22 protein-coding genes are annotated in these 23,098 nt (G+C 43.8%); 10 read left to right on the top strand and 12 right to left on the bottom strand.

From position 1 onward, the window contains the following. The 12 genes from folE to A8805_RS01785 form a co-directional block, all read right to left on the bottom strand. The gene (folE, locus tag A8805_RS01840; RefSeq protein WP_109708494.1) at positions 1-552 is read right to left on the bottom strand and encodes a GTP cyclohydrolase I FolE; all 552 of its coding nucleotides are present in this window, start codon (positions 550-552) and stop codon (positions 1-3) included. Then, on the bottom strand, positions 549-1,856 hold the full coding sequence (locus A8805_RS01835) for a bifunctional folylpolyglutamate synthase/dihydrofolate synthase (RefSeq protein ID WP_109708493.1): 1,308 nt from the start codon (positions 1,854-1,856) through the stop codon (positions 549-551). Before A8805_RS01835 ends, folE begins: the two co-directional genes overlap by 4 nt. Positions 1,857-2,010: 154 nt before the next feature. Then, positions 2,011-3,714 (bottom strand): [FeFe] hydrogenase, group A, encoded by a 1,704-nt coding sequence (locus A8805_RS01830; protein ID WP_109708492.1) that lies wholly within the window; start codon positions 3,712-3,714, stop codon positions 2,011-2,013. 12 nt (positions 3,715-3,726) lie between these two features. Continuing rightward, the gene (locus A8805_RS01825; protein ID WP_109708491.1) at positions 3,727-5,613 is read right to left on the bottom strand and encodes an NADH-quinone oxidoreductase subunit NuoF; all 1,887 of its coding nucleotides are present in this window, start codon (positions 5,611-5,613) and stop codon (positions 3,727-3,729) included. A gap of 2 nt (positions 5,614-5,615) precedes the next feature. Beyond that, positions 5,616-6,089 carry a complex I 24 kDa subunit family protein gene (locus A8805_RS01820; RefSeq protein ID WP_109708490.1) on the bottom strand — a complete coding sequence of 158 codons (474 nt, stop codon included), beginning with the start codon at positions 6,087-6,089 and terminating at the stop codon, positions 5,616-5,618. A 140-nt stretch (positions 6,090-6,229) separates the two neighbouring features. Then, the gene (locus A8805_RS01815; protein WP_109708489.1) at positions 6,230-7,405 is read right to left on the bottom strand and encodes a SpoIIE family protein phosphatase; all 1,176 of its coding nucleotides are present in this window, start codon (positions 7,403-7,405) and stop codon (positions 6,230-6,232) included. A gap of 1 nt (position 7,406) precedes the next feature. After that, positions 7,407-9,119 (bottom strand): [Fe-Fe] hydrogenase large subunit C-terminal domain-containing protein, encoded by a 1,713-nt coding sequence (locus A8805_RS01810; protein WP_109708488.1) that lies wholly within the window; start codon positions 9,117-9,119, stop codon positions 7,407-7,409. Between the two features lie 186 nt (positions 9,120-9,305). After that, positions 9,306-11,048, bottom strand: a complete 1,743-nt coding sequence (locus A8805_RS01805) for an NADH-dependent [FeFe] hydrogenase, group A6 (protein ID WP_109708487.1) — start codon at positions 11,046-11,048, stop codon at positions 9,306-9,308. Positions 11,049-11,062: 14 nt separating this feature from the next. Next, positions 11,063-12,850 carry an NADH-quinone oxidoreductase subunit NuoF gene (gene nuoF / locus A8805_RS01800; RefSeq protein ID WP_109708486.1) on the bottom strand — a complete coding sequence of 596 codons (1,788 nt, stop codon included), beginning with the start codon at positions 12,848-12,850 and terminating at the stop codon, positions 11,063-11,065. A 20-nt stretch (positions 12,851-12,870) separates the two neighbouring features. Beyond that, on the bottom strand, positions 12,871-13,251 hold the full coding sequence (locus tag A8805_RS01795) for a (2Fe-2S) ferredoxin domain-containing protein (RefSeq protein WP_109708485.1): 381 nt from the start codon (positions 13,249-13,251) through the stop codon (positions 12,871-12,873). Positions 13,252-13,336: 85 nt separating this feature from the next. Further along, complete coding sequence (locus tag A8805_RS01790) at positions 13,337-13,897, bottom strand: ATP-binding protein (RefSeq protein ID WP_109708484.1); 561 nt, start codon at positions 13,895-13,897, stop codon at positions 13,337-13,339. 2 nt (positions 13,898-13,899) lie between these two features. Beyond that, the gene (locus A8805_RS01785) at positions 13,900-14,394 is read right to left on the bottom strand and encodes a complex I 24 kDa subunit family protein (protein WP_109708483.1); all 495 of its coding nucleotides are present in this window, start codon (positions 14,392-14,394) and stop codon (positions 13,900-13,902) included. 275 nt (positions 14,395-14,669) lie between these two features. Here A8805_RS01785 and A8805_RS01780 point away from each other — a divergent pair, with 275 nt between their 5' ends. The 10 genes from A8805_RS01780 (at position 14,670) to rfbC (ending at position 23,018) form a co-directional block, all read left to right on the top strand. Next, entirely contained in the window at positions 14,670-15,014 is a 345-nt protein-coding gene (locus A8805_RS01780; RefSeq protein WP_109708482.1) for a DRTGG domain-containing protein, read from the top strand. After that, complete coding sequence (locus A8805_RS01775; protein WP_109708481.1) at positions 15,015-15,440, top strand: ATP-binding protein; 426 nt, start codon at positions 15,015-15,017, stop codon at positions 15,438-15,440. 41 nt (positions 15,441-15,481) lie between these two features. Then, positions 15,482-16,885, top strand: a complete 1,404-nt coding sequence (locus tag A8805_RS01770; protein ID WP_109708480.1) for a [Fe-Fe] hydrogenase large subunit C-terminal domain-containing protein — start codon at positions 15,482-15,484, stop codon at positions 16,883-16,885. Between the two features lie 4 nt (positions 16,886-16,889). Then, entirely contained in the window at positions 16,890-17,219 is a 330-nt protein-coding gene (locus tag A8805_RS01765) for a DRTGG domain-containing protein (protein WP_109708479.1), read from the top strand. Then, positions 17,219-17,941 (top strand): PHP domain-containing protein, encoded by a 723-nt coding sequence (locus A8805_RS01760; protein ID WP_109708795.1) that lies wholly within the window; start codon positions 17,219-17,221, stop codon positions 17,939-17,941. The genes A8805_RS01765 and A8805_RS01760 overlap by 1 nt, the downstream gene beginning before the upstream one ends. Before the next feature lie 317 nt (positions 17,942-18,258). Beyond that, positions 18,259-19,038 carry a glucose-1-phosphate cytidylyltransferase gene (gene rfbF / locus A8805_RS01755; RefSeq protein ID WP_109708478.1) on the top strand — a complete coding sequence of 260 codons (780 nt, stop codon included), beginning with the start codon at positions 18,259-18,261 and terminating at the stop codon, positions 19,036-19,038. After that, positions 19,026-20,159: a CDP-glucose 4,6-dehydratase gene (gene rfbG, locus A8805_RS01750; RefSeq protein ID WP_109708477.1), complete on the top strand. Its 1,134-nt coding sequence runs from the start codon at positions 19,026-19,028 to the stop codon at positions 20,157-20,159. Before rfbF ends, rfbG begins: the two co-directional genes overlap by 13 nt. Before the next feature lie 29 nt (positions 20,160-20,188). Continuing rightward, complete coding sequence (gene rfbH / locus A8805_RS01745; RefSeq protein WP_109708476.1) at positions 20,189-21,532, top strand: lipopolysaccharide biosynthesis protein RfbH; 1,344 nt, start codon at positions 20,189-20,191, stop codon at positions 21,530-21,532. After that, positions 21,529-22,446: an NAD-dependent epimerase/dehydratase family protein gene (locus A8805_RS01740; RefSeq protein WP_109708475.1), complete on the top strand. Its 918-nt coding sequence runs from the start codon at positions 21,529-21,531 to the stop codon at positions 22,444-22,446. The genes rfbH and A8805_RS01740 overlap by 4 nt, the downstream gene beginning before the upstream one ends. After that, a complete protein-coding gene (gene rfbC, locus A8805_RS01735) occupies positions 22,425-23,018 on the top strand; it encodes a dTDP-4-dehydrorhamnose 3,5-epimerase (protein ID WP_109708474.1) in 594 nt (197 codons plus the stop codon). Before A8805_RS01740 ends, rfbC begins: the two co-directional genes overlap by 22 nt. Positions 23,019-23,098 lie beyond the last annotated feature (80 nt).

The following is a 23,098-nucleotide window of genomic DNA, read 5'->3' as shown; positions in this document are numbered from 1 at the left end:
TTATACCATTTGAAAGAATAAATTCACGAGTTCCGGGTTATTTTGAAATTCTCCCCGTTTTGCAACGGTAACGGTTTTACTGCCTGGCTTCTTAATTCCCCGCATTGTCATGCACATGTGCTCTGCCTCCAGCATCACCAATACTCCTTTTGGATTCAAATTCTCCACCAGGGCATCTGCAATCTGTACGGTAAGCTGTTCCTGAAGCTGTAATCTTTTGGCAAATACCTCTACCGTTTTTGCCAGCTTGCTTAAACCGACCACTTTTCCGTCAGGGATATATGCAATATGGGCTTTCCCATAAAACGGAAGAAGGTGATGCTCACAGGTGGAATAAAAGGTAATATCCTTCTCCACCACAATCTCATTGGTACTCACCGAAAAAGTTTTTCCAAGATGCTTTGCCGCATCCTCCTCCATTCCCCCGCAGATTTCTTCATACATCCGGGCAATGCGGTCCGGTGTCTCCAAAAGCCCTTCCCGGTTCACGTCCTCCCCGATTCCTTCCAGCAAAAGCTTGATTCCCTGCATAATCTTTTCCTGATTCATCATTCCTTCTCCCCCATTCTTTCAAGTTCAAGACAAACCAGCTCTGTAACCTGTCCAAGATAAGACAGTGATCCAAATGCCAGTATTACATCATTTCCTTTCGCCGAAAACAAAGCCGCCTTTACAGCCGCCTCAATATCCTGTTTTGCCTCTGTATTTTTACAATAAGGCTTTACAGCACATTCTAGTTCACTGGCTTTCAGGCTTCTATCTGAATCCGGCAAATCCACCGTATAAATCTCATCTGCCAAAGGTGCCATAATAGAGGCAATTTTATCATACTCCTTATCGCGGAATACCCCCATAATAAAAATAAGACGCCTTCCATTAAAATAACGTTCCACAGATTCCCGGAGTCTGAGGACTGCATCTTCGTTATGAGCTCCATCTATAATAAACAAAGGATTCCGGTTAATACATGTAAATCTTCCCGGCCATGTTGCTTTGCGTAAACCTCTTTTTACTGCAACGTCGGAAACCGCATACCCTGCTGTCCTCAGCAATTCTATTGTTTCTAATGCTGTTACCGCATTTTCAACCTGATGTCTGCCCGCCAGAGAAATCTCAATGTCCTCCAGGCCCCGGTAAGAAAAACGCTGCCCGTTCCAGTCTTCTCTGCTGACTTTAGCTTCTCCCATATCCGCAGTCCGTATGCTGCATTTCATTTCCTCAGCCTTCCTGCTGAGCACCTTCAGAACCTCTGGCTTCTGCTGTGCAGTCACAACGGTGCATCCCGGCTTTATAATTCCGGCTTTAACTGCAGCTATTTCTTCCAATGTATCCCCAAGAAAGCCCATATGGTCCCTGCTTATAGGCGTGAAAACAGAAGCCACTGTATTCTTTACAATATTTGTGGCATCCAGTTCCCCGCCCAGCCCTGTTTCTAAAACTACAAGATCACAATTCATTTTCCGGAAATACAAAAAAGCTACCGCCGTCTCTGCTTCAAATACAGTAGGGCTTCCCTTGCCCTCCGCTTCCATACGTGCAATAGCTTTCTGAACTTCTTCCACTAATTCTGCGAAATCATCTTCCGGTATCCATTTTCCATCTACCTGAATCCGCTCTAAATAGGAAACTACTGTTGGTGAAACATATCTTCCTGTTCTGTATCCTGCCTCACTTAATATTGTAGAAGTGTATGCCAGTACAGATCCCTTGCCATTCGTTCCTGCGATATGTATGAACTTCAGGCTATCCTGTGGATTCCCAAGTTCACCCAACAGACCTCGAATCATGTCCAAACCAAGTACACTTCCGTATTTCGACACTTCGTCCAAATATACCCTTGCTTCTTTATAGGTCACGTTTCTTATTTCCTTTCCTCGTTATGTTGTTACCACTGTTGTCAATCATAGCATTAAATCCAGTTTATCACAAGAGAAAGAAGAAAAAAGGAAACCTGATTTTGTGCTTCAGGTCCCCTTTTTTAATCAAAGTGGATATTCTTAAATTACTTCTTTAAACATGAGAAACATCTTCCGTAGAGTTATGAAGCAGCTTATGTTCCTTGCCCTTTAAAATCCCTTCATAAACTGTGGTCACAATCGGATTCTGATTTGAGAGCTTTATCTGAGCCATATTATCAATCTTATAGATTCCGTCCAGTCTTGCCTTCTTCGTCCTTGGTCCTATTGGTACAGGCTGCCCGCCTCCGGCGATACATCCTCTCTTGCAGGCCATTACTTCAACAAAATCATAATATGCTTCGCCTGCTTTTATTTTATCCAGTACTTCTGCCGCAGACTGTAAACCATTCACCACTGCAATCTTTACTTCCCTGTCGCCAAGCTGTATTGTGGCTTCTTTTATGCTGTCTACACCACGCACTCCTGTAAAGCTGATTGCTTCCAAATCTTCTGCACGGTTGCTGTCAACCAGACGGCGCAGTACTGCCTCGGACACACCTCCCGTTACACCAAAGATTGCACCGGCACCTGACGCAATACCAAATGGCATATCCATAGCCTCCGGCTGCACCTGGGCAAGGTCAATTCCTGCCTCCTGGATCATGCGGGTTATTTCTGTCGTAGTCAATACATAATCCACGTCCTGCTCCCCGTCTGTAAAGTGCTCCGGCCTTTTAATCTCTGCCTTTTTGGCGGTACATGGCATAATGGATACAACCATTGTCTTCCGGGTATCCTTCTCTGCATTCATCCGGGCCTCTTCTTTTATCAGAGCACCGAACATCTCCTGAGGTGAACGGCAGGAAGAAATATTTCTTCTGAATTCCGGATATTTTTTCTCACAGAATGTCACCCATGCAGGACAGCATGATGTGAACAGCGGAAGGCTCTCATCGGCCTCTAAACGCTCCAGGAATTCCTTAGACTCTTCCATAACAGTCAGGTCCGCACCAAAGTTTGTATCATAAACCTCAGCAAACCCAATTCTGCGCAGGGCTGCTACCAGACGTCCAAGTGCATTTTCACCTTTCTTGATTCCAAACTTATCTCCAATTGCCACCCGTACCGCAGGAGCAATCTGAGCTACCACTCTTATATTCTTATCAGACAGTATCTTCCACACATCTCTCACATTCGGCTTGAGGGTGATGGCTCCTGTGGGGCAAACTGCACGGCACTGCCCGCATCCCACACAATCTGTCTCAGCCAAATCTTTATTAAATGCGGGAGTTACCTGCATTTTCGAGCCACGGAACGCAAAATCTAATATACCCAGCCCCTGGATCTCATCACAAGTTCTAACACAGTCACCGCATAAAATGCATTTGTTTGGATCTCTTATGATACATTCTGATGTCAAATCCAACGGAAGCTGTTTTTTATTATTTTCAAAACGGACTTCCCGTACCCCTAGCTGTCTGGACAGCTTCTGCAATGTACAGACACCGTTCTTGGCACAGGTCGTACAGTCGCGGCAGTGGGAAGCTAAGAGAAGCTCAAGAATCATTTTTCTGTGATGCTGCAATTTGGGTGTGTTTGTGTAAATTGTCATCCCGTCTCTTGGGGTTTCCGAACAAGACGCAAACACTCTTCCTCTTTCATCTTCGACCACGCACATACGGCATGCACCATAGGTGGACAATTCGGAATGATAGCAGAAAGTAGGCAGATCTATCCCTGATTTTCGGATGATAGAAAGAACATTTTTCTCGTTTGTAAATGTCACCTTTCTATTATTGATTGTCATATAACTCATGCTTATTTCCTCCTACCCTTCAATATATATTGCATTAAATGCGCAGGTACTTTCACAGGCACCGCACTTAATACATTTCTCAATATCTATGACATATGGTTCCTTTATCCGTCCGCTGATTGCATTTACAGGACAGCTTCTTGCACACTTGGAGCAGCCTTTGCAAAGTTCAGGGCTAATGATGAATTTTCTGAATGCGGTGCAGGTGCGGGATGCACACTTCTTATCCGACACATGTTCTACATATTCATCCCGGAACAGCTTTAATGTACTCATAACGGGCAGGGCAGCACTCTTTCCAAGTCCGCACAGCGCAGTTTCTGTAATTGTAGATGACAGTTCTTCCAGTAAATCCAAGTCTTCCAGATTTCCGTTGCCTGCTGCGATTCTTTCCAGAATTTCAAGCATCCGCTTCGTTCCTTCCCTGCAGGGAACACATTTTCCGCAGCTTTCGTTCTGGGTAAAGTTCATAAAGAACCTTGCTACTTCTACCATACAGGTATTCTCATCCATGACAACCAGTCCACCGGAGCCTATCATGGCCCCCATCTTTTTCAGGGAATCAAAGTCCAGACTTACATCCAGATGAGGTGAAATCAGACATCCGCCGGAAGGTCCGCCAATCTGTACCGCCTTAAACTCCCCGTCATCCTTGATTCCTCCGCCGATATCATAAATAACTTCACGCAGAGTCGTCCCCATAGGAACCTCAATCAGCCCTGTGTGCTTTACACTTCCTGTCAGAGCAAAGGCTTTTGTTCCAGGACTGCTCTCAGGTCCGATACTCTTGAACCATTGAGAACCCTCAAGAATAATCAAAGGTACGTTCGCGAATGTCTCCACATTATTTAATACAGTTGGTTTGCCGAATAATCCCTGTTCCACGGTTCTTGGCGGCTTTACACGGGGCATTCCCCTGTTTCCTTCGATGGATGCAGTTAGTGCGCTGCCTTCCCCGCATACGAAAGCTCCCGCTCCCCGGTTAATATGTAAGTGGAAAGAAAATCCTGTTCCTAAAATATTATCCCCAAGCAGACCACATTCCTCTGCCTGTGCAATGGCCAGCTTCAGCCTGCTGATTGCCAGAGGATATTCTGCACGGACATAAACATATCCCTCCTTTGCCCCAACTGCATAGGCTGCAATCATCATACCTTCTATCATCTTATGAGGGTCGCCTTCCATGATGCTTCTGTCCATAAATGCACCCGGATCCCCTTCATCGCCATTACAGACCACATAGCGTATTTTTTCATTCTGTCTCGCTACCTGGGACCATTTGTAACCTGTATCAAAACCTCCGCCCCCGCGTCCCCGCAGGTTAGATTCGGTAATTTCCTGGATAACATCTCCCGGCTTCATATGGAATAATACTTTCTCCAATGCCTCGTATCCACCTGTAGCCATATATTCCTGAATATGTTCTGCATCAATGTGGCCGCAATTTTTCAGAACATGCCGTGTCTGCTTCTTATAAAAAGGAATATCCTCCTGCTTCTGGTATTCCACATCCCCCTGCTTAAATAGCAGATGAGAAACCACCTCTCCTTTTTCAATTGTTTTGTGGAAGATTTCCTCACAGTCTTCCAACTGCACCTTTGTATACAATATACCATGAGGCTCTATCTTCACAAGCGGTCCCATCTCGCAAAAGCCATGACATCCGCTCTTCTTAATTCCAATCTCACCATCTTTATGTGCAGCCTCTGCCTCAAAGTGAACTTCTATATCCGGGTTTTCATTCACTAATTCGCACATTCTATCATAAATGGCGCCGGATCCTCCTGCCAGGCATCCTGTGCCGGCACAAATCAGCACCCTGCATTTACTTTGTTCTATCCATGTTTTAGAAACTTCACGAACCTGTCCGAGAGCTTCCCTGCTTTCAATTCTTTCCATCTTTAGGCTCCTCTCAACTCGTGAATCAATTCTGTTGCCGCATCCGGAGTCATAGCCGGATATACTTTGTCATTCACTGTCAGAACCGGTGCAAGGCCGCAGGCGCCCAGACAAGAAACTGTTTCCAAAGTAAACATCATATCCTCTGTGGTGGCCTTCTCTTTAGAAAGCCCTAATTCACTGTAAAGCCTTTCCAGAATTGGAATAGATTTTCGTACATGACAGGCTGTTCCATCACAAATCTTGATTATGTACTTGCCTTTTGGCTCAAAAGAAAAATTTTCATAAAATGTCGCAACACTATATGCCTTTGCCTCGTTAATCCCCAGCTGCTCTGCCACATAGCTTAAAAGCTCCGACGGCAGGTAGCGGTATTCCGTTTGAATGTCTTGAATAATGGGGATAAGAGATGCCTGTTCGGCTCCATGAGATGCTATGATTTCATCTGTCTTATCATAGTAAATCTGTTCTAACATAGGGGGTACCTCCTCAAATGATGTTTCACTAAATGTTTCTTGATAGTTAAAAAAATATCAATCTTTCATCATTATATTAGAAAGTGCCGTAATAAGCAATAGTAAATTTTATTTTCTTTATATGTTGACGGGACAGGCATCTAATAATATTTTAAAGTAACCTTTTTCCCCATTTTTTCAGCTACTGTGTTTAACTGCTCTACCAGATTCATTCTTAAACTAAGATCAAAGCTTAGTTCCGAATCCTGATGTGTTTCATTAACTGCTGTCCCTACGAATAAGTTTAGCTCTGTACACTCTTCAATTAATATCTTCGCAAGCTTTGAAGCACCGTTATTGGCATCCAGCTCATCAAAGAATTCCACATCAAATTCATCGTTGACATAACGCTTTAACAACTTTAATGCCCTGCCTAATGTCAAAATTCCTTCTGTCACCAGATCCAGCCCCTCTATTACAGCCATTGGAGGTACGTCAGGATGATTATAATCTACCTTTGTAGTAATATCTTTCCTCAGGGCACGGGCCGCTATGTTGGCGCTGGTCCCTCCAGATACAATCTTTTTTCCTTCCATATGCATGAAATCATACATAATCTTCTCATCATCCTCTTTATTTTTCGGCGGGCCTGTAAAGATATTTACTACTCTTCTCTCAATAATTCTTGCAACAGCAACTGTCGTATCATCTCCCGGCTTCTGCATATACAAATCATCACAGGCCTGACTCAGCAGTGCGGCAAGCCTGGATGCGGACAGTGTTTTTTGGGTACACTTCAGGGTGTATTCTGCCATATTCTCCCAGGTCCATCCCTGGAGATTCAATATTTCTCCCGTGCCTGCATAAATCACACCATCGCTCATCAGCACAAAGCAATCATTCTGCTCCACCCGGAAGCAATATTCATGGATTTTCTTGCCTTCTATAATCCTTTCCTCACAAGGATAGTTTATAATCTTTTTATCACGGATGAATAAACAGGCCGGATTATCATACTCTACCAGATGTGCAAACCCGTTATGGAAGATTTGAAGGATGCTGAAAGTCGCGTAGGCGGCATTCCGTACACGGCAGACAGGCAGCGTCTTGGCAATGGTTTCTACGCAGGAATCAATGTCTGCTCCTTCATGCAGCATAGTTCCGAGAATTTTAGAAGTTAGAGTAGCCAGGATGTTGGCTTTCACACCGCTCCCCATTCCATCAGCTAAAATCACAATGTCGGAGTTTTTCGTTTTTAATATCTCGACCTTATCCCCGCACAGCTCCTCCTTATGCTTGTTCAGGCTTTTCCAGGCTACATCAATACTTACGCTCATGTCATTCCGCCCCCTCATTGAGAATGGTATCCCGAAGTTTTGTTAGTGTTACCTTCGTTTCCGCAGTTGTCTCTCCTAAGAGTCCTGCTATTTCCTGGGCAACCATCATCTGTTTTTCAATGACCTTCTGTGCCATTTCCATCATCTCTGCATTTAGATTGTAGCGCTTTTCCTTGATTTTTTCTTCCTTTGTCACATCCTGGAAAATCACAAGCACAGAATCCATGTTTTCAATATATACAGTGGTCTCCTCCGCGATGATATTCTCATGCTTAAATTCTACCTTTTTGTGGATGATCGTCTCTTTTGTGCGCAAAGTTTCCTCAATATCTCCTGCTTCCATAAATTCAAAAATAAAACGCTGCACCGCCTCTTCCCTGCTGATTCCTAAAAATCTTTGTGCTTTGTTATTACATTCTATAATACGCATATTGCTGTCAACAATAAATATCATGTTTGGTGTCACATCCAGCACTACATTAGACATGGATTCAGCCTGAGTCAATGCATAAGGCATACACATGGAAAGCTCCGCCTTATTCTGGTAGACTGCAACCGCCTTATCCCGGCAAGTGGGATAACCACAAGCCCCACAGTTCAACTGATCTTCAGCAGAATATTTCCCGGTAGATTTCAAAATTTCCTCAATTTCTTCTTCCTCAGGCACCGCATCTGTCAGGTGCCTGTCCTGGAATTCTTTTGCAAGTTCTCTGGTGCTCATATCCGGCAGGTCCTTCACTGCATTATAGGATACCGCGTTTGCAATTTTTACCTTTGCTTTTACATAAGAGGTATTCCATCTTGCAGAAGCGGGGCCTTTTGTGCAGCCACCCTCACAGACGTTTGCCTCAATAAAGCAGTGGTCCAGTTCTCCTCTTTGCAGGGACTCCAGCATTTCCATACAGTTTGCAAGTCCGTCTACATAAACTTTGTGATATGTATCGGCATCTTCTTCTGCCACCACGGATTGGATAATCCCTCCGCTGACTGGATAGATACGGTTGACCTTTGGATCAGGATTGCCCACAGGCATATTCTGACAGGTGGCAATCTGAATCCCGGCTTCTTCCAGCCAAATAGCCAATTCTTCAAATGTAAGAATAGCATCAATGGCACCAATCACTCTTTCATCTCCGATAGCTTCTTGTTTCTTTGCAATACAAGGCCCCAAAAAGACAACCTTTACATCATCCCCGTACAGTTTTTTTATGTATCTTCCATGGGCGATCATGGGCGATACTACCGGGGCAAGCAGTGGAACACAGTCAGGATAATACTTCTCCACAAGGTCATTGATGCTTGGGCAGCACGTGGTAATAATATTCGTCATCTTCTTTTCACGTAGAATTTTCTTATATTCATCCGTCACCATAGCCGCGCCTTCGGCTGTCTCCCTGACCTCAGAAAATCCCAGCTTATGAAGGGCATCTACAACCTGGCCGGGAGAATCGAAATCCAGTACTCCCAGGTAGGACGGAGCTATGGAAATAATGGTTTTATATCCCTGCTTTAAATACCTTTTTACCCGCTCCATATCACTGGCAAATGTTTTGGCATTCTGAGGACATATCTCCAGACAGCGCCCACAGTTGATGCAGTGGTTTTTCAAAATATGTGCCTGCTCACTTTGGACGGAAATGGCCTTCACTTTGCAGTGACGCACACATTTGTAGCAGTGCCGGCATTTCGCATCTTTAAAATCAATCACTCTCACGATTCCATGCTCCTCTCATCTTACACGATTTAGAACACCGTAATGCGGCCCGTATCATCCGCTATCACGGTGTTCTCTCTGCTTATACCGCTAAAGGCTTGGTCTTTTCAAGCCTTAGCAGCAAAGTACATCCTGTGGGCTAAGGTGGGGTATTTTCGCACCTTAGTCACATGGATGTTTCGCTTTTTAATTAATGCTGCGTTTTACATAGGTTGTATGTAGTATATGATGTGCTTTTTCACCGCCGGGTTCACCAAGAAATTCCTCATATAATCTCTTGATAGAAGGGTTCTCATGTGATTTTCTGATTGCCTTTGCCTCATCATTATCATACAATGCCTTTGCGCGGATAGCTCTGACATCCACATAGTTTCGCACTTCTGCGTGTACCTGTGGCTGTCCCCCGCCGTTCACACATCCGCCCGGGCAGCCCATAATCTCAACAAAGTGATAATCTGCTTCTCCTGCGCGGACCTTATCCATAATCTGCTTTGCATTGGACAAGCCGGAAGCAACTGCCACCTTCACGTCCATTCCTGCCACATTGTAAGTCGCTTCTTTAATCCCTTGCGTACCGCGGACTTCCTGGAATTCTACATTTTCCAGTTCTTCCCCTGTCAGTGTTTCTACTGCCGTACGCAGTGCTGCTTCCATAACACCGCCGGTAGCGCCGAAAATAACACCCGCTCCCGTAGACTCACCCAGCGGATCATCAAAGGGTTCGTCAGGCAGGCTCTTAAAGTCAATGCCCAATTTACGGATCAAACGTGCCAATTCCCTTGTTGTGATAGAAATATCTACATCAGGTACTCCGGCCGCATTCTGGTCCTCACGGTCAATTTCAAACTTCTTCGCGGTACATGGCATTACGCTGACACATACGATATTTTTTGGATCAAGCCCCATTTTTTCAGCATAATATGTCTTTGCAACCGCACCGAACATTTGCTGAGGTGACTTGCAGCTTGACAGGTGTTCCAGCTGATCCGGATAATAATGCTCACAGTATTTAATCCATCCCGGTGAACAGGACGTCAGCAGTGGAAGAACCCCGCCGTTTTGCACACGCCCAAGGAATTCATGTGCCTCTTCTATAATTGTCAAATCTGCACTAAAGTCAGTATCAAAGACTCTGTCAAATCCAATTCTCCGCAGTGCGGCAGCCAGTTTGCCCTCTACATCGGTTCCCATAGGATAGCCAAACTCTTCTCCCAGGGCTGCTCTTACAGAAGGTGCCGGCTGTACAATCACATGTTTGCTCTCATCTGCGATTGCCGCAAGCACATCATCCGTAAAATCTTTCTCATACAATGCACCTGTGGGACAGGCTACAATACACTGTCCGCAGGATACGCAGCTTGTATCTCCCAGCCCCATATCAAAAGCGGAGCCAATGAATGTTGAAAATCCTCTGTTATTCGGTCCGATTACTGCTACAGACTGAACCTTCTCACAGACAGCAGTACATCTTCTGCAGAGAATACATTTGTTATTGTCACGGATCATGTGGGCAGCACTTTCATCCAGCTCATATTCAGGGGATTCCCCTTCAAAGTAATTTTCATCTTCTACGCCCAATTCCTGACAAAGCTCCTGCAGCTCGCACTTGCCGCTTCTTACACAGGAAAGGCATCTTTTATCATGAGTTGAAAGAATCAGTTCCAGCGTGCGTCTTCTGGATTCAATCAGTGCAGACGTATTCGTAAGAATTTCCATTCCCTCATTGATCGGGTGCACACAGGCTGCAACCAGATTCCTTGCGCCTTTTACTTCTACGACACACATGCGGCAGGCACCAATCTCATTGATTTCCTTCAGAAAACACAAAGTTGGGATTTTAACTCCTGCAATATGTGCCGCATCCAGAATCGTAGAGCCTGCCGGTGCACAGACATCCAGGCCATTGATTTTTATATTTACATTTTCCATTTTTCTATCCTCCATTACTCTTTGTAAATTGCACCGAAACGGCATTTTTCCATACAGGCACCGCACTTGACACATTTTTCCGGATTTATCATGTGTATTTCTTTTACGCTGCCGGTAATTGCATCTGCCGGACAGACTCTTGCACATAAAGTACATCCCTTACATTTGTCTGCATCAATCTTGTACTGGAGCAAGTCTTTACATACCCCTGACGGGCATCTCTTATCGGTGATATGTGCAACATATTCATCTCTGAAATAACGGAGAGTAGAAAGTACCGGGTTAGGTGCTGTCTGCCCCAAAGCACACAGAGAATTGGATTTCAGATGATAACACAGTTCTTCCAGTTTATCCAAATCGGCCATCGTTGCCTGGCCTTTCGTGATTTTTTCCAGAATCTCCAGCATACGTCTTGTACCAATACGGCACGGTGTGCACTTACCGCAGGATTCATCTACTGTAAATTCCAGGAAGAATTTTGCAATGTCTACCATACAGTTGTCTTCGTCCATAACAATCAGACCGCCTGACCCCATCATGGAGCCGATGGCAAGCAGGTTATCATAATCGATGGGCACATCAAAATGCTCAGCCGGGATACATCCACCGGATGGACCTCCCGTCTGTGCAGCTTTGAACTTCTTGCCGTCAGGAACACCGCCGCCGATTTCTTCAACAATCTCCCGCAGTGTGGTTCCCATTGGAATCTCCACCAGACCTGTATTGTTAATCTTACCGCCAAGAGCAAATACTTTCGTTCCTTTTGACTTCTCCGTACCCATAGACGCAAACCACTCCGGGCCGTTCACAATAATCTGAGGAATATTTGCATAAGTTTCAACATTGTTCAAAATGGTAGGTCTCTGGAATAATCCCTTTACTGCGGGGAACGGCGGACGGGGTCTCGGTTCTCCTCTATTTCCTTCGATGGAGGTCATAAGCGCTGTCTCTTCTCCACAGACAAAGGCACCTGCGCCAAGTCTCAGTTCAATATCAAAATCAAAGCCGCTTCCAAAAATATTTTTTCCAAGCAGACCGTATTCTCTTGCCTGGTCTATTGCAATTTCCAGACGCTTTACTGCGATTGGATACTCTGCACGTACATAGATGTAACCCTGGGATGCACCGATGGCATAACCTGCAATTGTCATTGCTTCCAGAACAACATGAGGATCACCTTCCAATACGGAACGGTCCATAAATGCTCCCGGATCACCTTCATCCGCATTACAGCATACATACTTCTGCTCTGCATCATTTGCTGCCGCAAATTTCCACTTCAATCCCGTGGGAAATCCGGCGCCCCCTCTTCCTCTCAGACCACTGTCCAAAAGAATCTGAATAACATCCTCCGGTGTCTTTTCTGTCAGCACGACTCCCAATGCTTCATAACCGCCTGTCCCTATGTACTCCTCAATATTCTCCGGATTGATAACACCACAGTTGCGCAGTGCAACTCTTCTCTGCTTTTTGTAGAAGTTCGTCTCATTCAGTGGGAGAATATCGTCTGTCTTTGTTGTTTCATCGTAAAGAAGACGTTTTACAACCCTTCCTTTTAGCAGATGCTCTGATACAATTTCCGGGATGTCTTCTTCCTGAACCATGGAATAAAACGAGCCTTCCGGATAAACTATCATAATAGGACCCAGGGCACATAATCCGAAACAACCGGTTTTTACAACGCCGACTTCTTCCTGCAGCTCCTGTGCTTTAATCTCTTTTTCCAGCTTATTTATAATCCTCTGGCTTCCGGAGGAAGTACAGCCTGTTCCACCACAAACCAAAACATGCGAACGATACATAATCATTTGCCTCCTTTTTCTTATTCAGCACTCTTTTTTGCAGCGCCTAATGTGTATTTTGTCACCACCTGGCCATCCAGCAAATGCATTCTCAATACTTCCATCGCTTTTTCAGGAGTCATTTTTACATATGTAACTTTCTCCTTGCCTGGTTCCATAACCTCAATAATCGGCTCATACTGACACAGCCCGATACAGCCTGTCTGGGTCACATTAATATTTAAAAGTCCCTGTTCCTGGACTGCATCTGAAAGAGCGGTCAGAACCGGTCTTGCACCACTTGCAATACCACAGGTTGCCATTCCTACAATCACTCTGGTCTGGTCTTCATTTTCTGCGCGGACTCCGACTTTTCCCTGCATTTTTTCTCTGATTGCGCGTAATTCTTCAAGAGATTTCATATATTTCCTCCATTCCTATCCTCTTCCCACTGCTTATACTACTTAATGAGGTTCTTTCGAACTTAGCAGCATGGTTCTTTCCTTCCTATATATCCGCCCCCTGGTCTGTTTCCTCTTTATTGGATTTGAGATATTCTTTAATGAACCCTGAAACTTCCGGATTGGAGAACGAAATATCTTCCCCTAATATCTCCCGGATTTCCCGGGTATCCAACACAAATTCATTCTCGTCATATTGATATGTATAGATAAAATGAATCTTTTCATTAAAAACAACCAGCGTATAGATTGTTGTATTTATATCACCCAGCGGCATTCTGTCTATATGTGATAATTTAAAAACAGCTTTTACAACTGTTCCTTTTCCCAGCTCTGACACAATGGAAAAGCTTCCTCCCGTACTTTCTGCAGCTTGTTTGAAAAAAGGCACTCCCAAACCTACTCTTCTCGTAGTCCTAGTTGTGTAAAATGGGTCCTGCACCTTTTCTACCTGTTCTGCAGACATACCACAGCCGTTATCCTTGATGACAACAGTCAGCGTGTCCGCTGACTTCAGCACAGAAACCCTTATTTCAATAAGTGATGCTCCTGCACATACAGAATTTTCAGCCACATCCAATATGTTCAGCGATATTTCCGGCATCATAGCTATTCGTATTTTGCTAAGACATCATCAATATCATCTACTGACAGGCGGCCGTACACCTCGCCGTTTACCATCAGGACCGGTGCCAACCCACAGGCCCCTACACAGCGGCAGGCATCCAGGGAAAACTTCCCGTCCGGTGTGCACTCTCCGCCTACAATCCCAAGCTTTTCCATCAATGCATTGTAAATATCTCCCGAGCCTTTTACATAACAGGCGGTTCCAAGACAGACGGAAATCTGGTATTTTCCCTTAGGGCTTAATGTGAATTGTGAATAAAATGTTGCTACACCGTAAATCTTTTCCAGAGGGATTCCTGTTTCATTGGAAATTATCGTTTGTACCTCTATTGGAAGGTAGCCGTAGATATCCTGGGCTTTTTGTAAGATTGGCATCATTGCACCTTTTTCATCTTTCAGCTCAGATATCACTTTTAATAATGATTCTTCTTGTTCCTTTGTTCCTGAGAACGGAACTGTCTCCTTCTTTGCGAGCATCACTTGACCTCCATTTTTTATTTTATCTATAATTTACATTATGATATCATGATATATGACTATTTTCCAGCATTATTTATTTGTATATTTGTTGGTTTTTGCTGATATCTTTCTCAAATTCGGAAAAATTTTTCTAAAATTTAACCTATTCCATTTCCTTTTTTTCTTGTTTTTTATAAGTTTGGCATAATTGTGAACATTGCTTTTTGCCTGCCCAAATGCTATACTAAATGCAAGTTTTTACCTTACATAAACACTTTTCTACGGGAGGGCCTATGACAATAAAGGAAATTCAGAAACTGCTGGATGCCGATATTTTATTCGGAGAAGAATTATTGGATTTGGATACAACGTTTGCCTTTTCAGCCGATATGATGAGCGATGTCCTTGCTTTTGCGGAACAATGCTCAGTGTTAATTACCGGTTTGTGCAATCCTCAGGTTGTAAGGACTGCGGAGATGCTGGATATTGCCTGTGTTATCTTTGTACATGGCAAAATGCCGGATGAGCATATTGTGGCACTTGCACAGGGAAAAGGAATGGTAATTCTTTCTACCGGTCATTTCATGTTTACTACATGCGGTATCCTCTATGAACATGGACTTAGAGGAGGTGTTTAAATGGAAGAACAGTTAATATTTACCTATTCCATATCAGGAGATGATTTCACACGTGCCGGAGAAGCCAGCAGTGATATTAAGAATAAGCTGAAGATGCTCGGTGTTGATAACCAGGCCATCCGAAAGGTTGCAATCTCCATGTATGAAGGCGAGATTAATATGGTGATTCACGCCGACGGCGGCGAAATCACTGTCACCATTTCCAATGAGGAAATCATTATGGTACTCGCTGACAAAGGTCCTGGAATTGCTGACATTTCTAAGGCCATGCAGGAGGGATATTCTACGGCCCCGGAAGAAGTCCGCTCCCTTGGCTTTGGCGCCGGGATGGGGCTTCCTAATATGAAAAAGTATTCCGATGAATTTCAGATAGAGTCCGAGCTGGGCGTGGGGACTACAGTTACTATGAAAGTACACCTGTTATAATTTCCGTTTTTTCTGAAATAACATGACAGAAAGGAGCCATCATGGATAAATTTATGCGTTCTGTCCGTTTGAAGACGGAGGCCTGCCAGGGCTGTATTAATTGTATTAAATACTGCCCCACCCAGGCCATCCGGGTACATAATGGGAAAGCTCATATTATAGATAAATTTTGTATAGATTGCGGCCGGTGTATCCGCTACTGCCCCCATCATGCCAAAATTCCAATCTATGATTCTTTAAATGTACTAAACCGTTACAAATACACGGTAGCGCTCCCTGCACCATCACTCTATGCGCAGTATAACAATCTCACCAATGTAGATATTGTATTGAATGCCCTGCTTAAACTAGGATTTGATGATGTTTATGAAGTCAGCGCCGCCGCAGAATTAGTTTCCGAAGCCTCCAGGGAATACATGAAAGCCCATGCGGATGAAGGGCCGTTTATCAGCTCTGCCTGTCCCTCTGTGATACGGCTGATTCGCGTGAAGTTTCCTTCACTCCTTTCCAAACTTCTGCCTATAAAACCTCCGGTAGAAGTTGCCGCTGAGATTGCCAGAGCACGGGCAATTGCAGAGACAGGGCTCCCTTCAGAGGATATAGGGATTATCTTCATATCGCCTTGCCCCTCCAAAGTTTCTTATGTCAAGGCACCCCTTGGAATTGAAAAAAGCAGTGTTGATAACGTAGTAGCAATCAAAGATATTTATCCGCTGCTCCTCCCTCATATGAGCCGGGACGAAAGCCATCTCAAACCTCTTTCCAAGTCCGGGCGTATCGGGCTCGGCTGGGGCAACTCAGGTGGGGAAGTAGGGGGCCTTTTAATTGACAGCTATCTTGCTGCCGACGGTATTATAAATATTATGCGTGTTCTTGAAGAGATTGAAGATGAAAAAATACACGGCCTCAAATTTATCGAATTGGGTGCCTGCAACGGCGGCTGCGTGGGCGGCACTCTTACTGTGGAAAATGCCTATGTAGCCACAACCAAGACCAAGCGTCTTCAGCGTTATCAGCCCGTGTCACAGAGCCATCTGTCTGCCCACCCTGAACTGGAAAATATCGGTTGGGATGACGGAATCCAATATGAACCGGTATTCCGATTGGGTAATACTTTCAAAGAAAGTTTAGAGATGATGAGCACTGTGGAGGAGCTGACAAAGAAGTTTCCGGGGCTGGATTGCGGTTCCTGCGGAGCACCCACCTGCCAGACTCTCGCCGAAGATATTGTAAGGGGGGCAGCCACCAGTAATGACTGTATCTATGTTCTGCGTGAGCATATTGCAAGTCTTTCCAAAGAGATTGATTTCCTCTCCAAGGCCGCCGCCCGTTCCTGTGATCTTGAGGACGAGAATGCAAAGCTGCTCCGGGAATATGTTCATAAGCTTACAACAGAGCTGGATGCATTTGGTGTACCGGAACAGCAGAATAAGAAGGGAAGGTAATGCTATGAAATTACAGAGTGTTTTAGATTTACCGGATTGCAAGGTATTAATAGAGGGAAACCCACAGCGTGAAGTGTCTAAAGTCTTCTGTTGCGACCTGCTCAGTATTGCAATGAGCAAAGCTCCCGCGGACGGTGTATGGGTAACTGTGATGGGGAATAAAAATACACTGGCTGTTGCAGCACTGGCTGACATTGCCTGTCTCATTTTAGCAGAGGGAGTTACTTTGGACGAGGGAACTCTTATGCAGGCCGAAAAAGAAGGAATTGCAGTTCTTGCCACAGAGCTTCCTGTTTTCGATATCGCTCTGAAAGTTTATGAAGCTGGAAAATGATGACCGGATTATACTATGACCTCCATATCCATTCCTGCCTTTCCCCATGCGGGGATGAGGATATGACCCCGGCTAATATTGTGGGAATGGCTGCGGTAAAAGGATTGGATGTCATTGCCCTGACCGACCATAATAGCTGTAAAAACTGCCCCGCGGCCCTATACCACGGACAAAATTACGGTATCACAGTGATTCCTGGAATGGAGCTGTGTACTGCAGAAGAAGTACATGTGGTCTGTTTGTTTGCCTCTTTGGCAGACGCACTTTCCTTTGATGCTTATGTTTATGAGCATATGCTTCCTGTAAAAAATAAGGAGGAAATCTTCGGCAGACAGCAGATTATGGATGAACAGGATGAAGTGGTTGGAACCGTCGATAATCTGCTAATCAGCGCTACAGATATATCCTTTGATGATGTATTTTCCCTCGTGTCTTCTTATCATGGAGTTGCTTACCCGGCGCATGTGGATAAAAGTTCTTCCAGTATCTTATCCAACTTAGGATTTGTGCCGCCGGACAGTACCTTTACCTGTGCTGAGTTTCACGATTTAAAGAATCTGCACCGGATACAAAAAGAACACCCTTACTTCTTACAATGCAACATTATAAGCAGTTCAGATGCACATTATTTGAATGATATCCGCGAACCGGAGTATCAGATTTTCTCAAAATCAAAGGAAATCAAAGACATTCTGACAGCAATCCGTAACCGGCTGACTTAGAATGGTTACACAGTAATTTTAAAACACAAAATAGCGCCCTGTCCCGATAAGGTAAGGCGCTTTTTAATTGCTCTTTTTTAATCCATACGGACATTATACGCCTCTGCTTCTCTCTTATTCCTTCAAAAATATTTCATCTATCCCATGATAACACCTCTGTTATCTTCACCCAATACATGAAAACGTGAGTTTCCGTAATACCCCAGTTTTATTCATAATATACTTATTTTAGGAGGTATCTCAGTAATCCAGCAGAAGAAAAATGCCCCCAATCCAACGATCATGCATCAGTTCTAGCAGAAAGGAAATCACATATAATGAAAGTAGTTATTTTAGCAGGCGGTTTTGGAACCCGTATTTCTGAAGAATCTCAATTCACTCCCAAACCACTGATAGAAATTGGCGGTATGCCAATACTCTGGCATATTATGAAGATTTATTCCTACTATGGATTTTATGATTTTATCATTTGTGCTGGGTATAAACAGCATGCAATCAAAAAATGGTTTGCTGACTATTTTTTGCATACTTCTGATGTTACATTTGATTTTACAAAAGATAATGAGATTATCATTCATAACAAGCATATTGAACCATGGAAGGTCACAATCGTCGATACAGGTCTGAATACTCAAACTGGCGGAAGAATAAAACGCATCAAAGAATTTATCGGTAACAACACTTTTATGCTTACATATGGTGACGCAGTAGGTAATGTAAATATTGCCAGGTTATTGGAATACCACAATACTCATGGGAAAACCGGCACAGTATCGGTATATAACTTTGGACAAAATAAAGGGGTCCTGGATGTTAATAAAAATGGAACAGTGGATGCTTTCCGTGAGAAGTCAACTTCAGATGGTGATTTAATTAATATTGGATTTATGGTATTTGAACCCCAGCTTTTTGATTACATCGACGGAGATAATACTATATTCGAAAAAGATCCAATGAATCACCTGGTAAAAGATAAACAGTTAATGGCATATGCACACAAAGGCCATTGGCAATGTATGGATACGCTGCGGGAAAAACAGCAATTAGAGAAATTATGGGCTTCCGGCAACGCACCCTGGAAATTATGGGAGGAGTAATGGAATTTAACTTTTCATTTTATAAAAATAAAAGAGTATTTTTGACAGGGCACACAGGGTTTAAAGGCTCTTGGCTTTGTAAAATGCTGGTGAACGCAGGAGCAGATGTTACCGGTTATTCCTTAGAGTCGCCCACTTCACCCTCTCTGTTTGAAATTGCCCGAATCGCCTCTGACATTCATTCAGTAATTGGCGATATCCGCGATTATCAATCCCTGAAACAGACATTTGACAAAGCACAGCCCGAAATCATCCTGCATCTGGCAGCACAGCCTCTCGTAAGAGACAGCTACAAGAATCCGTCTTATACCTATGAAACAAATGTGATGGGAACCGTCAATATTCTGGAATGTATACGTAACAGCACTTGTGTAAAGTCCTTTCTGAATATCACCACGGATAAAGTTTACCTTAATAAAGAATGGGTATGGGGATATCGTGAAGATGATACACTGGATGGCTATGACCCCTATTCTAACTCCAAGTCCTGTTCAGAACTGGTAACCCATTCTTATAAAAATAGTTTCTTTAAAGATGAACGTACAACAATTTCCACAGCCAGAGCAGGTAATGTTATCGGCGGAGGGGATTTTGCCGCTGACCGTATCATCCCTGACTGCGTCCGTGCAGCCGCAAATCATGAAGATATCATTGTAAGAAACCCCTTCTCCACCCGTCCATATCAGCATGTTCTGGAGCCGCTGTATGTCTATCTGATGATTGCAGCCATGCAATATGAAAATCCAGAATATGCAGGATATTACAACGTGGGGCCAGATGATGTAGATTGTTTTCAAACCGGAGCTTTGGTTAATCTTTTCGTCAGCAAATGGGGAGGAGGACTCAACTGGTTAAATGTATATGACGGCGGTCCTCATGAGGCCGGCCTTTTGAAGCTGGATTGTTCTAAGCTAAAGGATATATTTGGCTGGAACCCCCGCTGGAATCTGGATACTGCCATTGATATGGTAATTGAATGGAGTAAATGCTGGATTGCAGATGGAGATATAAGAGCATGTATGGATAAACAGATAGAGCAATTTATCCGGGTTGCAGATAAAACCCAGGTAAAGCCTCCGGCGGGTGTGCAGGGCGTGCATAAGGGAGGCGTACTTGAATAATATTGAATGAGTCTGCGGGAGGAAATAAAATGAGCCGTTGGAAAAACGAGACAGAAGCTCGTAAACAAATTAAAGATTTGATTACTGAATATTACCATGACTTCAAGAAGAAAGAGACCCTCTATCAAGAGGGCAGACACATTGCATATGCAGGGCGTGTATTTGATGAAAAAGAAATGTGTGCACTGACTGATTCAGTACTGGATTTCTGGCTGACTACAGGCCGTTTTGCAGACCGGTTCGAAAAGGAATTTGCAGAATGGCTGGGGGTAAAATATGCACATCTGGTTAATAGTGGTTCTTCAGCTAATCTGATTGCCTTTATGGTATTGACAGCGCCTGAGTTGAACGAACGGCAGATCAGGCGCGGGGATGAGGTCATCACTGTAGCCTGTGGTTTTCCTACAACAGTCACTCCTATCATACAGTATGGGGCGGTTCCTGTATTTGTTGATGTAACGATTCCCCAATACAATATTGATGTAACAAAACTGGAGGCGGCTCTTTCTGAAAAAACGAAGGCAGTCATGATTGCTCATACTCTGGGGAATCCATTTGACCTTTCTGCGGTAAAGGCTTTCTGTGATAAGCATAATCTATGGCTGATTGAGGATAACTGTGATGCATTAGGTTCCCAATATACAATAAACGGGGAAACCCGATTTACTGGTACATGGGGGGACATCGGTACCAGCAGCTTTTACCCTCCCCACCATATGACAATGGGAGAAGGAGGCTGTGTCTATACTGACAATCCCATGCTGCACCGTCTGATTTTGTCTTTCCGTGACTGGGGCCGTGACTGTATCTGTCCCTCCGGACATGATAATTTCTGCGGTCATCGTTTTGATGGTCAATATGGAGAACTTCCTCACGGATATGATCACAAATATGTCTACAGCCACTTTGGATATAACCTGAAAGTAACAGATATGCAGGCAGCCATTGGCTGTGAGCAGTTAAAAAAATTTCCATCTTTCATTGAGCATCGCCGCCACAACTGGAAAAGGCTGTACAATGCACTAGGGGATATTCAGGATCAACTTATTTTGCCTGCCCCCGCCGAAAACAGCCTTCCGTCCTGGTTCGGCTTTTTAATTAGTGTGAGGCCTGAAAGTGGATTGAGCCGGAATGATGTGACAAAATATCTGGAAGGCCACAATATTCAAACCCGGTTACTGTTCAGCGGTAATCTTATCAAACATCCCTGCTTTGACCAAATTCGTAATACAGAAGCTTACCGTACGGTGGGCAGTCTGAATAACACAGAATATGTTATGAATCATACTTTCTGGGTAGGAGTCTATCCGGGGATGACAGATGAGATGATTGACTATATGGCTAAGACAATAATCGGGGCGGTGCAAAAATGAAAAAAGTAATTGTTACAGGAGCTAATGGGTTTATTGGTTCCGCATTGTGTAAAGAATTATCTTCACAAGGAATCCAGGTAATTGCAGTTGTCCGTAGCAAATATGCCTGTATTGACAATATTCAAAACTTACCTGGTATAAGAATCGTGTACTGCGAATTGCAAAACTTTAGGCATTTGGAAGAGGTTATCCCGGACCGGGATGCAGATACATTATATCATCTTGCATGGATCGGAAGTGCAGGTCCTCTGCGGGGAGATTCTCAGATTCAGATGAATAATATCCAATACACTTGTGATACTGTCTGCGCATGTGCTGCTATGAACTGCAAACGTTTTGTGTTTGCCTCCAGTATTATGGAATATGAAATCGAAACGTTCATGAAAGAAGATGATACACCGGGTGTTAATACATTATATTGCAGTGCCAAGCTTGCGGCAAATTACATAGCGCGCACTATTGCCGGTTCTTTAGGAATTAGCTATATCCGTACAGTGATTTCTAACATATATGGTCCTGGAGAACGTAATCCAAGATTAATCAATACCAGTCTGCGAAAACTGCTCCATGGTGAACACTGCGCATTTTCAGCCGGCAGCCAGATTTATGACTTCATCTATATAACAGATGCTGCAAAGGCATTTGTTGCCGTGGCCGGAAAAGGTATTGCAAACCGTACTTATTATATTGGCAGTCTGTCACCCAGACCGTTAAAGGACTTTTTATGCGAAATGAGGGATCAGGTAAATCCCAATATTAAAATCGGCTTGGGAGAACTTCCATTTACCGGTATATCTCTGAGCTATAAGGAATTTGATATAGAAGCTGTTAAGAATGACACTGGTTTTGTTCCTTCTGTGGATTTTGCACAAGGAATAAGAAACACAATAAAATGGATTCAGGAACAAGAGTAATTATGGCAGGCTTTGAGTTTAAAGAATTGAATTTGGAAGGTTCATATCTAATTAATAATTTTTCAGTTGGGGATTCCCGCGGCGGCTTTACCAAATGCTTTGAAAAAGATATTTATCATGACAGCGGAATTGATTTTTGTCTGAGCGAAACCTTTGTCTCAATTTCTGCTGAAAATATAATCCGGGGACTGCATTTTCAGATTCATAAGCCACAGGCAAAACTGGTCAGTGTACCACATGGCAGAGTTTATGATGTCATTGTTGATTTGCGTCCACAGAGCCCCACATTTAAAAAATGGCAGGGATTTGAACTAAGTGCTAAAAATCATCTGGCTTTATATGTTCCACGGGGGTTTGCCCACGGCTTTGCTTCATTAGAGAGCAACTCTCTGATGTTATATCAGTGTGATGGCGCCTACGACAAACAAACTGATACCGGAATTCGGTTCGATGATCCTGAAATCGGTATCCAGTGGCCGGTTAATCTGAACAGTGCCCTTCTTTCTGCCAGAGATTTACAGCTTATGAGCTTCGCTGAATATATGAAAAACCCAATGATAATATCAAAATGAACTTGTTATGAGGATGTTGCAAAACCTTTGTCTCCTAGAGAGCACATACTAGATTTTAAGATTGCAGATAAAACAATTTC

Source organism: Faecalicatena contorta, assembly GCF_003149105.1.
Lineage (GTDB): Bacteria > Bacillota > Clostridia > Lachnospirales > Lachnospiraceae > Muricomes > Muricomes contortus_C.
Note: the sequence above shows the minus strand (reverse complement) of the source record. Positions and strands in the feature narration are given on the sequence as shown.

Excerpts from the sequence above, each read along its gene's own strand:
- folE (WP_109708494.1), bottom strand. The coding sequence starts at position 552 with ATGATGAATCAGGAAAAGATTATGCAGGGAATCAAGCTTTTGCTGGAA.
- A8805_RS01830 (WP_109708492.1), bottom strand. The coding sequence starts at position 3,714 with ATGAGTTATATGACAATCAATAATAGAAAGGTGACATTTACAAACGAG.
- A8805_RS01825 (WP_109708491.1), bottom strand. The coding sequence starts at position 5,613 with ATGGAAAGAATTGAAAGCAGGGAAGCTCTCGGACAGGTTCGTGAAGTT.
- A8805_RS01820 (WP_109708490.1), bottom strand. The coding sequence starts at position 6,089 with ATGTTAGAACAGATTTACTATGATAAGACAGATGAAATCATAGCATCT.
- A8805_RS01815 (WP_109708489.1), bottom strand. The coding sequence starts at position 7,405 with ATGAGCGTAAGTATTGATGTAGCCTGGAAAAGCCTGAACAAGCATAAG.
- A8805_RS01805 (WP_109708487.1), bottom strand. The coding sequence starts at position 11,048 with ATGGAAAATGTAAATATAAAAATCAATGGCCTGGATGTCTGTGCACCG.
- nuoF (WP_109708486.1), bottom strand. The coding sequence starts at position 12,850 with ATGTATCGTTCGCATGTTTTGGTTTGTGGTGGAACAGGCTGTACTTCC.
- A8805_RS01795 (WP_109708485.1), bottom strand. The coding sequence starts at position 13,251 with ATGAAATCTCTTGAAGAATTACGCGCAATCAGAGAAAAAATGCAGGGA.
- A8805_RS01790 (WP_109708484.1), bottom strand. The coding sequence starts at position 13,897 with ATGATGCCGGAAATATCGCTGAACATATTGGATGTGGCTGAAAATTCT.
- A8805_RS01785 (WP_109708483.1), bottom strand. The coding sequence starts at position 14,394 with ATGCTCGCAAAGAAGGAGACAGTTCCGTTCTCAGGAACAAAGGAACAA.
- A8805_RS01780 (WP_109708482.1), top strand. The coding sequence starts at position 14,670 with ATGACAATAAAGGAAATTCAGAAACTGCTGGATGCCGATATTTTATTC.
- A8805_RS01775 (WP_109708481.1), top strand. The coding sequence starts at position 15,015 with ATGGAAGAACAGTTAATATTTACCTATTCCATATCAGGAGATGATTTC.
- A8805_RS01770 (WP_109708480.1), top strand. The coding sequence starts at position 15,482 with ATGGATAAATTTATGCGTTCTGTCCGTTTGAAGACGGAGGCCTGCCAG.
- A8805_RS01765 (WP_109708479.1), top strand. The coding sequence starts at position 16,890 with ATGAAATTACAGAGTGTTTTAGATTTACCGGATTGCAAGGTATTAATA.
- A8805_RS01760 (WP_109708795.1), top strand. The coding sequence starts at position 17,219 with ATGACCGGATTATACTATGACCTCCATATCCATTCCTGCCTTTCCCCA.
- rfbF (WP_109708478.1), top strand. The coding sequence starts at position 18,259 with ATGAAAGTAGTTATTTTAGCAGGCGGTTTTGGAACCCGTATTTCTGAA.
- rfbG (WP_109708477.1), top strand. The coding sequence starts at position 19,026 with ATGGGAGGAGTAATGGAATTTAACTTTTCATTTTATAAAAATAAAAGA.
- rfbH (WP_109708476.1), top strand. The coding sequence starts at position 20,189 with ATGAGCCGTTGGAAAAACGAGACAGAAGCTCGTAAACAAATTAAAGAT.
- A8805_RS01740 (WP_109708475.1), top strand. The coding sequence starts at position 21,529 with ATGAAAAAAGTAATTGTTACAGGAGCTAATGGGTTTATTGGTTCCGCA.
- rfbC (WP_109708474.1), top strand. The coding sequence starts at position 22,425 with ATGGATTCAGGAACAAGAGTAATTATGGCAGGCTTTGAGTTTAAAGAA.